This is a genomic window from Kitasatospora sp. NPDC059973 (genome assembly GCF_042737525.1).
Lineage (GTDB): Bacteria > Actinomycetota > Actinomycetes > Streptomycetales > Streptomycetaceae > Kitasatospora.
This window is the reverse complement of record NZ_JBHWUI010000031.1, coordinates 32882-44659: the sequence shown is the minus strand read 5'-3', so window position 1 is coordinate 44659 and position 11778 is coordinate 32882. Positions and strand designations below refer to the sequence as shown.

Below are 11778 nucleotides of genomic sequence, written 5' to 3'. Positions count from 1 at the left end.
CGCCGTGGTGTACTGGGTCAAGTCGGCCCGTGCAGCACACACTTGGGGGAGCCGTGTTCCACAGCGACGACCGGCGCCCGCCCGGCATCCGGACGCCCGACCGGGAGACCGCCGAGGAGTTCGGCGAGCCGGTCGCCGTGCTCCGCGACGCCCCGGCCGGGTGGTTCACCCTGCTGGGGCGGCAGAGCTCGGACGGGTTCCTCCACTGCCTCGACGTCGGCTACCACCGCGGCACCGACCTGATGGCGACCGTCCAGACCTCCCGGCCGCTGCCGGAGAGCCACCGGGTCCGGCCGTTCAGCACGCCCGAGTCCGAGCTCTGGGTCTTCCTCGCCGACTCCGGGCGGATCGACCACGGGACGTTCCCGGAGGACCTCGGGCCCGTCCGCCACGAGGTCGTCCTCCGCCTGGACGGGGTCGCCACCCGGGTGGCGGGGTCCCGGTCCCACGGCTGCACCAGCGCCTCGCTGCCGTGCGGCGCCGGGCACCTCGTGGTGACCGCGCCGGACGCCCACTGGGAGGCCGTCGCCGACCTCGTCCTGCGCCGGGCGGGCGACTTCTAGGGGCGCCCTCGGCCCTGAGCCCCTGCCCCTGCCCCTGCCCCTGCCCCTGCCCCTGCCCCTGCGTCTGCCCCCTGCCCCCGCCCCTGCGCCGGCTCGGCGCCTGGGCCGCTCAGCGGTCGAGGGCGATGGCGCGCTTGGCCCGCTCGACCGACTCCTCGGCCGGCGGGCCGCCGGGGTTCTCGGTGGCCAGCGCCTGGTTGAGGACCACGAAGGGGCGCATCCGCTCCTCGTAGCGGGTGAAGGCGGCGCGGTGGTCCCCGCCCGCCGCCCTTTCCCGCCCGAGCTCGTCGGCGAGCACATGGGCGCCGACCAGCGCCAGGCTGGTGCCCTGACCGGAGAGCAGCGAGGCGCAGTACCCGGCGTCGCCGACCAGGGCGGTCCGGCCGACGGACCAGCGGTCGAGGTGCACCTGGGCCATCACGTCGGCGTAGAAGTCGGGCGCCCGCTCCAGCGCGGCCAGCAGCCGGGGCGTCTCCCAGCGCAGCGCGCCCATCCGCTCGGCGACCTGCCGCCTGGCCAGCGCCATGTCGCGCACGGCCGGTTCGTCGCTCCCGTAGCCGAAGGTGATCCGCAGCTCGCGGTTGCCGCGCACCGGGTAGATGCCGTAGCCGGCGTGGCCGTCGCGCTGCCAGACCTGCCAGTCCTCCAGGCCGAGGAAGTTGTCCGCGCCGAAGATGGCGACGTGGGAGCCGAGGTGGCGCAGGAACCGCTCCTCGGGGCCGAAGGCCAGCCTGCGGACCCCGGAGTGCAGGCCGTCCGCGCCGACCACCAGGTCGAAGGTGCGGGGCGCGCCGTGCGCGAAGGTGACGTGCACGCCGTGCTCGTCCTCCCGGAGCCCGGTGATGCTGTCGCCGCCCACGAACTCGACGCCGTCGGAGGCGTGTTCGTGCAGCAGGGCGACGAGGTCCTCGCGCAGCAGCTCGACGTCGTCGCTGTCGAGCCGGCCGCTGCTGTAGGTGGCCTCGGTGGAGCGGTGCACCTCGTTGCCGTCGGCGTCGAGGACGGACATGCCGCGCATCCGGGTCCGGGCGGCCCGGATCGGCCCGGTCAGACCCATCCGGTCGACGACGTCGAGTGCGACGCCCCGGATGTCGACGGCCTGGCCGCCACGGCGCGGGGCGGCGGCGAGCTCCACCACCGTCGGGGCGAAGCCGTTGCGGCGCAGCCAGTGGGCGAGGGTGAGGCCGGCGATGCCGCCACCGGAGACGAGGACGGTCTGCATGAGGAACTCCCCCTGTTCGCGGCCGGTTACCCGGACGCCTGTGTCTGTACGCTGTAAGCGAGCTGCTCGTGCGCAGCTCGCGCTCTGAATGTACGACGTAAATTCAGAGGCACGCAAGGAGCTGACCAGCAGGTTCGGGCGTATCTGTGCTAGTACAGCGGGCCTTTCGGCGGGCATCTCGGCCGGTCGGCCCTGAGCTAGTACAGGGCGGACGACCGCGAAAAGATCTTCCGAGGAGTCGACAGCATGGCCACGGACCCGGACCCGCCCTACCGGCGCATCGCCGCCGACCTCCGACGGCGGATCGCCACCGGCGCGCTCGCCCCGGGCGAGCGGGTGCCCTCGAACCGCCGGCTCGCCCAGGAGTGGGGCGTCGCCCTCGCCACCGCCACCAAGGCGCTGACCGTGCTGCGGCTGGAAGGGCTGGTGGAGGCCCGGGCCCGGGTCGGCACCGTGGTGGCCGGCGGCCCGACCCGCCCGACCGGACCGGGCGTGGCGGTTCCGGCGGTCGCACCGGCCGCAGCTGCCGTCGCGCCCGTGCCCGCGCCGCCCACCGCAGCCGCCGCCCACCCCGCACCGGACCGCGCGCCCGCCGGGGACGGCGAGCTGAGCCGGGAGCGGATCGTCCGGGCCGCGCTGGAGCTGGCCGACGCCGAAGGGCTCGGCTCGCTCTCGATGCGCGCCGTCGCCGGGCGGCTCGGGGTGTCCGCGATGTCGCCGTACCGCTACGTCACCAGCAAGGAGGAGCTGGTCATGCTGGCCGCCGACGCGGCCTTCGGCGAGGCCCGCTACCCGGCCGACCCGCCCGCCGGCTGGCGGCCCCGCCTGGAGCTGGGCGCCCGCACCCTCTGGGCCCTGTTCCGCCGCCACCCCTGGCTCGCGCAGCTCAGCCCGGTCACCCGGCCGCTGCTGCTGCCCAACCTGCTGGTGCACGCCGAATGGGCGCTCGCCGCGCTCGACGGCCACGGCCTCTCCGCGCCGGCCATGCTCGACATCCACGTGCTGCTGTACAGCTACATCGAGGGCATCGCCGTCAACCTGGAGCGCGAGGACCAGGCCCGGGCCGCCACCGGCGTCACCGAGGACCAGTGGATGGACCGCCAGCTCCCCGTCATCGGCGCGCTCGCCGACTCCGGCCGCTTCCCGGTGTTCGGCCGGCTGATGGCCGACCTCCCGAACGGCTACGACCTGGACCTGGACACCCTGTTCGAGTTCGGCCTGGCCAACCTGCTGGACGGACTGGCCTCCCGCGTCGGCCCGGCGGCGCCCGCCGGTCCCTGATCCCCCTCGCGCCCCCGGAAGGCCCGGCGGTACTCGCGCGGGGCGACCCCGACCCGGGCGACGAAGACGGGCCGCAGCGAGACCGCCGCACCGAAGCCGCTGCGGACCGCGACGGCGTCCACCGGCAGGTCCGTCTCCTCCAGCAACCGCTGGGCCAGGAGCACGCGTTGCTCCAGCAGCCAGCGCAGCGGCGTGGTGCCCGTCGCGCCGACGAAGCGGCGGGCGAACGAGCGCTCCGACATCAGCGCCAGCCCGGCCATCCCGCGGACCGTCCACGGGGTGTCGAGGGCGGCCAGGACCTCGGCGCGGACCCGGGCCAGGACGTCGTCACCGCCGGCGTCCTCGGGGACCGGCGACGGGATGAACTGCGCCTGCCCACCAGCCCGGAAGGGCGCGGTGACCATCGTCCGGGCGATCGTGGCGGCGGCCTGCTGGCCGTGCGCGGCGCGCACCAGGTGCAGACACAGGTCGATGCCGGCCGCCACCCCGGCGGAGGTCCAGAGCCCGCCCTCACCGGTGAAGAGCACCTCCGGGCGGACGTCCACCGCCGGGAAGCGCCGGGCCAGTTCGCCGGCGAGCGCCCAGTGGGTGGTGGCGGTCCGGCCGTCCAGCAGCCCGGCCTCGGCGAGGACGAAGGCGCCCGCGCAGAGCGAGGCGACGGTGACGCCGCCCTCGTGGGCGGCGCGCAGGGCGGCCAGCACGGCCGGGTCGCGCGGCTCGTTCAGCCGCTCCATCCCCGGGACGACGACCAGATCGCACTCCCGCAGCGTCTCCAGGCCGAAGTCCGGCACCCGCTCCAGCCCGCCGCCGAGCCGCACCCGGGCGCCCTGCGGCCCGCAGACCCGCAGGTCGAACGCGGGCAGCCCGGGCCGGGTCAGCCGGTTCGACCACACCTCGCCGATCACCGCGTAGTCGAACGCCCGCACGCCCTCGAAGATCAGGCAACCCACAGTCCGCATGGCAGAAATCTAGCGACGAAGGGCACCCGGGCGCCCGGGGCACGGTGGCAGGAATCGATCGATGGGTGGCGCCGGCGCCCCTCACCCGGGGTGCCCGGGCGCCGACACGATGGACGCATGACGAACACCGACGCATTCGACGCCCCGCTCACCATCGACTCCGACGCCGTACTCGTCGTCATCGACGTCCAGAAGGGCTTCGACGACCACGCGTTCTGGGGCGAGCGGGACAACCCGGAGGCCGAGCAGCGGATCGGCGAACTGATCGGCACCTGGCAGGAGACCGGGCGCCCGGTCGTGGTGGTGCAGCACGCCTCGCAGACCGGGCCACTGGCGCCGGGCACCCCGGGGTACGAGCTGAAGGACGTGGTGGCGGACGTCAAGGCGGACCTGCACATCACCAAGCCGGTGAACAGCGCCTTCTACGGCACCCCGGACCTGCACGCCTGGCTCCGGCAGCGGGGCGCCCGCCAGGTCGTCATCGTCGGGATCATGACGAACGTGTGCAACGAGACCACGGCGCGGATGGCGGGCAACCTCGGGTACGACACGGTCTTCCCGACCGACGCCATGCACACCTTCGACATGGCCGGGCCGGACGGCGTGACCGTGCCGGCCGCCGAACTCGCCCGGGCCACCGCGACGGTGCTGCACGCGATGCGCTTCGCCAAGGTGGTCACCACCGGCGCCGTCCTGGCGGCGGCGGTCAGCTGACTGACTGACCAGCAGTCAGCTGATCAGCGCCTCATAGGCCGCCCCCGCACACCGGGGTGCGGGGGCGGCCGCTGGGGGCTCAGCCCTTCTTGGAGAGGAAGTCGTACGCCCCCGCGGCGACGTCGTCCAGGTACGGGCCGGCCTGGTACATCGGGTCGCCGGTGTGCTTCCCGACCGAGACGTTGCTGACCAGCGCCGGCTTGCCGTCCTTGACCGCCAGCCAGCCGCCCCCGCTGGAGCCGCCGGTCATGGTGCAGCCGATGACCAGCATCGGCGGGCGGGTCGGCTCGTAGGACAGCCGGCCCGGCTTGCCGCTCTCGCAGCGGTTCAGCTCCATGCCGTCGAACGGCGGGGCGGCCGGGTAGCCGTACTCGGTGACGCTCAGCTGGTCACGCGGCGCGTTGAACCAGACCGGCACCGCACCGCCGACCGTCTCCTCCAGCGACTTCGCGCCGTCCGCGGGCTTCACCCGGATGACCGCGAAGTCGTAGTGGGTGGCCGCGTCACCGGTCTTGCCGCCCTCGGCCTTCCACTGCGGGGACGTCACCGCCTGGGTCGCGCCCCAGATGCCGAACGGCGCGTACTGGGACTCGTCCGCCTGCTTGCCACCGCTCATCGCGGCATTGCTGTTGAAGGCCGGGATGAAGGAGATGTTGCTGTAGAACGAACCGCCCTTGCCCTGGTGGACGCAGTGGCCCGCCGTCCAGACCAGGTTGCTCTTGCCGGGGTGGGCCGGGTCGGCCACCACGGTCGCCGAGCACTGCGAACGGCCCAGACCGCCGCCGGCCGCGCCGGCGCCCGGCTCGTCCGCGAACAGCTTCCCGTGCACGGCGAGCTTGGTGTACGGATGCTGCAGGGGCTGGGCGTTGACGGTCTTCGGCAGCGGGTCGTTGCCGTTGTCGGCGGGCTGCGCGGGCGGCTGCCCGGGCTGGGCCGGCGGCTGCGCGGGCTGGGAAGGCTGGGCCGGGGCCTGGGTCGGCTGGGCCGGGGCCTGGGAGGGCGGCTGCGCCGGCTGCTTGGGCGGCGCCGGGGCCTGCGAGGCCGGCTGCTGGGTGTTGGACGGCTTCGGCGCCGCCGGGGTGGTCGCGGCGGCCGGCGTGGTCGGGTGCCCCGGCTGGGTGGGCTGGCCGGCCGGCGGCTTGCTGCCCGCCGCCGGGGTGCTCGGCCCCGGGGCCGACGGCTGGGCGGGCGCCTGGGTGCCCGCGGGCTGCGGCGCCGGCGGCTCGATCGGCTCGTTCGGCTTGGCCTGGAGCAGCTTCTCCAGGGTCCAGAACCCCTTGGTGGCGGCCGGGAGGGCGTAGTCCTTCGCCCACTTCTCCCAGTCCTCGAACTTCCACTTCTTCAGGTCGTCGAGGTTGGCGGGGAGGCCGAGGGCCGGCGCGCCCGCCGCGGCGGCGGTGTCCGCCGAGCTGTTGTCCGGCCCGCACGCCGAGGTGCCGAGCAGGGTGAGTGCGAGGACCGACGCCCCGAGGACGGCCCGGGCGGAACGCGTGGATCTGACTGACGATGACATGAACTTCCGAATCCCCCATGTGTGAAAGCGCGCTGCGCCGTCGAGACGGCGCCGCGGTGCGCGGGGGAGTATTCCACTGACCGTCAGATGCGGGCCAACCCGCCCCCGGCGTCGCGCCGCGGGCGGGTGCCCGGCAACGGGGTCCGGGGGCGGGGTCCGGGCAGGGCCCTACCGGCCGACCGAACCGTCCAGTTGCTCGCGAATGATGTCGGCGTGGCCGGCGTGCCGACCGGTCTCCTCGATCATGTGGACCAGCACCCAGCGCATCGACGGCGCTTCGGCGCCGGGCCGCAGCGACCGGACCCCGGGGCGGTCGAGCCGGTCGGAGGCGGCGGCGATCACCTCGTTGGCGCGGGCGATCGCGGCCCGGTAGGCGGCGACCGACCCGGCCACCGTCTCGTCGCCGGGCGAGGCGGCCTCGTCGTCCCACGGTTCGTCGCCCTCGCCCCGGTAGGCCCAGAGGAACCAGTTGAGCTCGACGGCGGTGAGGTGCCGGACCAGCCAGAGCAGACTGGTGCCGGAGGCGACGCCGGGGCGCCGGGCGTCCTCGTCGGTGAGGCCGTCGGTCTTGCCGATGACGGCCTCGCGCAGGTAGTCCAGGAAGGTCAGCAGGGTGGTCGGTTCGTCGGCGTCGAGGCCCGGCGGGCGGACGTCACGGTGCTCGTTCGCGGCGGTGTTGTCGGTCACGCCCACCAGGCTAACGAGCCCTCCCGTCACCAGCCCTGGTGGTGGACCCAGTCCCCGAGGTGGCGGGCGCAGTCGTCGACGGACTCCCGCCAGGAGTGGACGGCGCCCTCGCCGGCCTCGTCGCTGACGTGCTTCACCAGCCGCACGGAGAGCCCGGCCCGGTGGGCGACGGTGGCGACGGCGTAGCCCTCCATGTCGACGAGGTCCGCGTGCTCGGCGAGCCGGTCACGGGCGGCCGCGCCGGAGACGAACTGGTCGCCGGTGGCCAGCACCGGGCCGTCCCCCTTGCCGACCATCAGCGGAGCGCCGTAGGTACGGCCGGTCAGCTCCAGCAGCGCGGGGCTGTCGAGGTCGTGCTGGATCACCTGGACGACCGTGTGGGTGCCCGCCCAGCCGGAGCGCAGCGCGCCCGCGGTGCCGAGGTTGACCACCTCGGAGGGGTGCTCGCCACGGGCGAGGACGGTCGCCAGTGCGGCGGTCGCGTTGACCTTGCCGATGCCCGTCAGCAGGACCGGGAGCCGGTCACCCAGGTACGCGGCCTCCTCCCGGACGGCGACGACGAGCAGCGGACGGTCGGCGGAGATCGTTCCCAGAAGTCGCATGCCGCCATGGTACGGACGGCCCTTCCGGAGACCGGGGCGGCACAACCGGACCCCTCCCCTCCGACTGTCCGGGGAACCGCATAGGGTGCATCCCGCGTCGACCCGATCACCGACCCGCCCCGCGCACCGGGGCGACGGACCCCGGCGAGCCCTGGCGGCCGCCGGCAGGGCTCGACACCGTGGTCGGCCGCACTCGTACCAGTGATCGCGGCAGTGCCCGCGGAGCGGGACCCGGGACCGGGCCCCCGCGATGCTCAAGATCGGCGCAAGTCGGGTGTGGCCGCGGGGAGTGACGGCCATACTGCTGGCAACGGCCGGGCCCCGGATGACGGAGCCGGCCACAGGGGAGGGTGAGGCCGGTGGCGACACCAGTACGTACGGAGCGGCCCCGCACGGTGGCGCCGGCGCGGCCCGGCGGCACGGCCGCGGCCCGGGAGACCGGCCCGCTCGGCCGGCTGCGCCGCGCCACCCGGACGGCACCGGGCCGGCTGCGGCTGGCCGGAGCGCTGCTGGCGGTGCTCACCGTGGCCTTCGGCGCGCTCACCGCCTGGCAGGTCAACTCCCGCGCACAGGCGGCGGAACGGGTGGTCTCGTACAGCCAGCCGCTGAGCCAGGCGGCCGCCGACATCCACCGTTCACTGGCCGACGCGGACACCACGGCGGCCACCGGCTTCCTGCTGGCCGGCGCCGAGCCGAAGGCCGTCCGGGACCGCTACGAACAGGACCTCGCGACGGCGTCCCGGCTGATCGCCGAGGCCGCGGCGCGCACCACCACCTCCTCCCCCGCCCAGGGCTGGCTCGCCACGCTCAACCAGCAGGTCCCGGTGTACGCCGGCCTGGTGGAGACGGCGCGGGCCGACAACCGCCAGGGCTTCCCGCTCGGCGGCGCCTACCTGCGCCACGCCTCGGACCAGATGCGCACCGTGCTGCTGCCCGCCGCGGCCCAGCTCAGCGCCGCCGAGAACCAGGCGCTGGCGGACGACTACGCCGAGGCGCAGTCCATCCCCTGGGCCGCGTACGGGCTGGGCGTGGTGACGCTCACCGCGCTGGTCTGGGTGCAGACGACGCTGTACCGGCGGACCAACCGGGTCTTCAACATCGGGCTGCTCGGCTCGACCGCCGCCGTACTGGCCGCGGTGCTCTGGCTGACGGTGGCCGGGACGGGCGCCAACTCCACGCTGCGCAAGAGCCAGATCGACGGCGCCAACCCGCTGAAGGCCCTCAACGCCGCCCGGGTCGACGTGCTGACCGCCCGGCTGGCGGAGAACCTCCACCTGGTGGCCCGCGGCTCCAGCACCCAGTACGCGGACCTCTGGACGAAGACCACCGAGCACCTCTTCAGCTCCGACACCGGTCGCCCCGGGACGGCCGGCACCCTGGCCGAGGCCCGGCGGCTGGCGCCCGAGGACGCCGGCGCGGCCATCCTCGACGCCATGCGGCAGTACGACCAGTGGCGCGAGCGGCACCAGGCGGCGAGCAACCTGGAGAACGTCGAGGCGGACTACCAGGGCGCGCTGGACGCCACGGTGACCGTCAAGGAGGCGGACGTGCCGAAGACCTCCGACGCCGCGTTCAACGCCACCGACCAGCGGCTGGCGCAGGCCGCCGCGACCGAGCTCCAGGAGTTCAAGCGGGCCGCCGAGGGCACCGACGGGGACTTGCGCACCGCCGCCGCGGCGGTCGCGGTGCTGGCCCTGGTGGCCGCCGCCGCGGCCCTGCGCGGCCTCGGCCGGCGACTGGCCGAGTACCGGTAGAAGGGGGACGGACACGATGGGCAGGACAACGGTACGGGCCGGATCGGCCACCGCGGTGGCGCTGCTCGCCTGCTGCGCGGCGGTGCTCGGCGCGGGCGGCCCGCAGGGCGCGGTGCTGTCGGCGGGCGCCGCCGCGCCGGCCACGGCGCCCCGGCAGGAGCAGGCCGGCAACGACTGCGACGTCTACCAGAGCGTGCCGCCGAGCAGCGAGGACGGCCCGGCGGTGAAGGCCGTCAAGGCCAAGCGCAGCCTGGTGATCGGCGTCGACCAGAACAGCTTCCGCTGGGGCTCCCGCAACCCCAACACGGGCCAGATCGAGGGCTTCGACATCGACCTCGCCCGGGCGATCGGCGCCGCGATCATGGGCGATCCGGACAAGGTGACCCTCAAGGCCGTCCCGACCGCCGAGCGGGTCAAGTTCGTCCAGGAGGGCCGGGTCGATCTGATCGTCCGGACCATGACCATCACCTGCGACCGGCTCCAGCAGATCGCCTTCTCCAAGCCGTACTTCAACACCAGCCAGCGCGTGGTGGTCCCCAAGGCGTCTGCGGCGAGGACGATCGACGAGGCGGTGGACGGCAAGACCGTCTGCGCGGCGACCAGTTCCTCCGCCGAGGACGAGCTGAAGTCCCGTCCGAAGGTCGCGAAGATCGTCTCGGTGGAGAACCACCTGGACTGCCTGGTGCTGATGCAGCTCGGCAAGGTCGACGCGACCATGACCGACGACGGCCTCGCGGCCAGCCAGGCCGCCCAGGACCAGACCGTCCGGCTGGTCGACGGCGAGGTCCGGCCGGCCGTGATGGGCGTCGCGATGCTCAAGACCAGCACCGACCTGACCGCCCGGGTGAACCAGGTGCTCGCCGACTACCACGCGAGCGGCGCGTGGCGGGCGGCGTACGACCGCTGGCTCAAGCCGTACATGCTGAACGACGCCGAGCACTACTGGCCGGCGCAGCGTTGACCGGCCCGGCACGACCCCGGCACCCCCTGAGGAACCGGTGACGGCCCGGTGACGGCCCGTCGGCGCCCGGCCCCGGTCCGGCCCCGCGGCCACAGGCTAGGGTCGGGGCGGATCGGTCCGGGGCAGCGAGAACGATCCAGGACAGAGAAGGAGAGAGGGCGTTGGCAGCTTCCGCTGGCCCGGTACTGAGCCGGGAGGAGGTCGACCGTGCGCTGGCACGCCTCGGCGCGGACCGCGACGCGGTCGAGTCGGCGCTGCTCTCGCTCCAGGACCACGCGGGCCTGCGGCTGCTCGACGGCGCCGCGCTGACCGGGCGGACGCAGGAGCGCTGGTCCGTCGCCGGGCAGGGCCTGCCGCTGCTCTGGTCGCTGTTCGACCGCTACTCGGAGGCGCTGGCCTCGGCCCGCGCGGTGCGCGCCCGCCGGTCGAGACCGGGCGCGGCCGAACTCGCCGAGCTGAGCGAACTGCTCACCGGCGAGGCGGTCACCGTACCCGGCGGCGCGGTGCCGGACGGCCCGCAGCTGCTCGGCGCACCCGCCAAGCTGGTCGAGCGGGTCAGCCTGGACTCCCTGATGACCAGGATGAACTCCTGGTACGCCACCGTGCTGGAGGTGGTGAGCGCCGCCGACGCCGTCTGGTCGGCGCTGCCCGCCCGGATCGACCTGCTGCTGGCCGAACTGCGCCGGGTGCAGACGCTGGCGGCCTCGCTCGGCGTGCACACCGGCAACCACCCGCTCGGCGACGACCTGGCCGGGCTCGAAGCCGATCTGACGGAGCTGCGCACCGAGGTGCGCGGCGACCCGCTGGCGCTCTGGCGCCCGGCCCGGGTACCGGCCCAGCGCGGCACCCGCCCGGACGGCACCGCGCTCGCCACGCCGTCCGGCGTGGTGGACACCGAGCGCTTCGACCGGGCCGGCCGGGCGCTGGACGGCGTCCGGGTCGAGCTGGAGGACCTGCTGCGGCTGCGCGACGACGCGGAGGAACGGCTGCAGGGCGTCGGCGACCTGCTGCAACGGGCCGACGCCACGCTGGCGCAGGCCCGCCGGGCGCGCGGCGAGGTGCTGGCGAAGATAGCCGCCACCGAGGTGCCGGCCGTGCCGGGACCGGCCTCGGCGCTGCGCGAACAGATCGTGCTGGCCCTGGAGTTGCGCCAGAGCGGCCAGTGGCACCGGCTGGCGCCGCTGCTGGACGCGCTGGAGGACGCGGCCGCCAAGGAGCTGGGCCGGGCCCGGCAGTCGCTGACCGAGGTGACCCAGCCGCTGGCCGTCCGCTCCGAGCTGCGGGGGCGCCTGGACGCGTACAAGGCGATGGCGGCCCGGCTGCGGGTGGCCGAGGACCCGGTCGTGATCGAGCGCTACGAGAAGGCCCGCTGGCTGCTCTGGAGCGCGCCCTGCGACCTGCGGGCGGCGGCCGGCGCGGTGGCCCGCTTCCAGCAGTCGCTGCGGCCGGCGCAGGCCGAGCCGCCCGGGGCCGGGCCGGTCGACGGACAGACACAGCAACACGGACTGGGGGGCTGAGGTTC

Annotated in this window: 11 protein-coding genes; 6 read left to right on the top strand and 5 right to left on the bottom strand. The window is 74.8% G+C overall.

All coding sequences use genetic code 11. The features are described 5' to 3' along the window. The first annotated feature begins 29 nt into the window (after positions 1-29). A complete protein-coding gene (locus tag ACFWA9_RS11670) occupies positions 30-563 on the top strand; it encodes a hypothetical protein (protein WP_380385855.1) in 534 nt (177 codons plus the stop codon). 109 nt (positions 564-672) lie between these two features. Here the strand turns inward: ACFWA9_RS11670 and ACFWA9_RS11665 are convergent, their stop codons facing one another. Then, positions 673-1785 carry an FAD-dependent monooxygenase gene (locus ACFWA9_RS11665; RefSeq protein ID WP_380385852.1) on the bottom strand — a complete coding sequence of 371 codons (1113 nt, stop codon included), beginning with the start codon at positions 1783-1785 and terminating at the stop codon, positions 673-675. 246 nt (positions 1786-2031) lie between these two features. Here ACFWA9_RS11665 and ACFWA9_RS11660 point away from each other — a divergent pair, with 246 nt between their 5' ends. Then, complete coding sequence (locus ACFWA9_RS11660; RefSeq protein WP_380385849.1) at positions 2032-3066, top strand: TetR/AcrR family transcriptional regulator C-terminal domain-containing protein; 1035 nt, start codon at positions 2032-2034, stop codon at positions 3064-3066. On the opposite strand, the gene ACFWA9_RS11655 is transcribed toward ACFWA9_RS11660, so the two are convergent. Next, a complete protein-coding gene (locus tag ACFWA9_RS11655) occupies positions 2967-4025 on the bottom strand; it encodes a GlxA family transcriptional regulator (RefSeq protein WP_380385846.1) in 1059 nt (352 codons plus the stop codon). The two genes, ACFWA9_RS11660 and ACFWA9_RS11655, sit on opposite strands and share 100 nt — an antisense overlap. Before the next feature lie 117 nt (positions 4026-4142). On the opposite strand from ACFWA9_RS11655, the gene ACFWA9_RS11650 reads away from it, so the two are divergent. Further along, entirely contained in the window at positions 4143-4739 is a 597-nt protein-coding gene (locus ACFWA9_RS11650; protein WP_352293862.1) for a cysteine hydrolase family protein, read from the top strand. 79 nt (positions 4740-4818) lie between these two features. On the opposite strand, the gene ACFWA9_RS11645 is transcribed toward ACFWA9_RS11650, so the two are convergent. The 3 genes from ACFWA9_RS11645 to ACFWA9_RS11635 form a co-directional block, all read right to left on the bottom strand. After that, positions 4819-6252, bottom strand: coding sequence for a hypothetical protein (locus ACFWA9_RS11645; RefSeq protein ID WP_380385843.1), 1434 nt, complete (start codon positions 6250-6252; stop codon positions 4819-4821). A gap of 168 nt (positions 6253-6420) precedes the next feature. Then, positions 6421-6939: a DinB family protein gene (locus tag ACFWA9_RS11640; protein WP_380385840.1), complete on the bottom strand. Its 519-nt coding sequence runs from the start codon at positions 6937-6939 to the stop codon at positions 6421-6423. A 26-nt stretch (positions 6940-6965) separates the two neighbouring features. Further along, positions 6966-7541 carry a nucleosidase gene (locus tag ACFWA9_RS11635; RefSeq protein ID WP_329489938.1) on the bottom strand — a complete coding sequence of 192 codons (576 nt, stop codon included), beginning with the start codon at positions 7539-7541 and terminating at the stop codon, positions 6966-6968. Between the two features lie 359 nt (positions 7542-7900). Here ACFWA9_RS11635 and ACFWA9_RS11630 point away from each other — a divergent pair, with 359 nt between their 5' ends. From ACFWA9_RS11630 to ACFWA9_RS11620, 3 genes are all read left to right on the top strand, one after another. Beyond that, positions 7901-9295 (top strand): hypothetical protein, encoded by a 1395-nt coding sequence (locus ACFWA9_RS11630; protein WP_380385836.1) that lies wholly within the window; start codon positions 7901-7903, stop codon positions 9293-9295. A 16-nt stretch (positions 9296-9311) separates the two neighbouring features. Continuing rightward, entirely contained in the window at positions 9312-10256 is a 945-nt protein-coding gene (locus ACFWA9_RS11625; RefSeq protein WP_352293852.1) for a glutamate ABC transporter substrate-binding protein, read from the top strand. 161 nt (positions 10257-10417) lie between these two features. Next, the gene (locus ACFWA9_RS11620) at positions 10418-11773 is read left to right on the top strand and encodes a hypothetical protein (RefSeq protein WP_352293850.1); all 1356 of its coding nucleotides are present in this window, start codon (positions 10418-10420) and stop codon (positions 11771-11773) included. Positions 11774-11778: the final 5 nt, after the last annotated feature.

Bases quoted from the DNA above. Each gene is read 5' to 3' on its own strand.
- ACFWA9_RS11665 (WP_380385852.1), bottom strand. From the start codon at position 1,785: ATGCAGACCGTCCTCGTCTCCGGTGGCGGCATCGCCGGCCTCACCCTC.
- ACFWA9_RS11660 (WP_380385849.1), top strand. From the start codon at position 2,032: ATGGCCACGGACCCGGACCCGCCCTACCGGCGCATCGCCGCCGACCTC.
- ACFWA9_RS11655 (WP_380385846.1), bottom strand. From the start codon at position 4,025: ATGCGGACTGTGGGTTGCCTGATCTTCGAGGGCGTGCGGGCGTTCGAC.
- ACFWA9_RS11650 (WP_352293862.1), top strand. From the start codon at position 4,143: ATGACGAACACCGACGCATTCGACGCCCCGCTCACCATCGACTCCGAC.
- ACFWA9_RS11645 (WP_380385843.1), bottom strand. From the start codon at position 6,252: ATGTCATCGTCAGTCAGATCCACGCGTTCCGCCCGGGCCGTCCTCGGG.
- ACFWA9_RS11635 (WP_329489938.1), bottom strand. From the start codon at position 7,541: ATGCGACTTCTGGGAACGATCTCCGCCGACCGTCCGCTGCTCGTCGTC.
- ACFWA9_RS11625 (WP_352293852.1), top strand. From the start codon at position 9,312: ATGGGCAGGACAACGGTACGGGCCGGATCGGCCACCGCGGTGGCGCTG.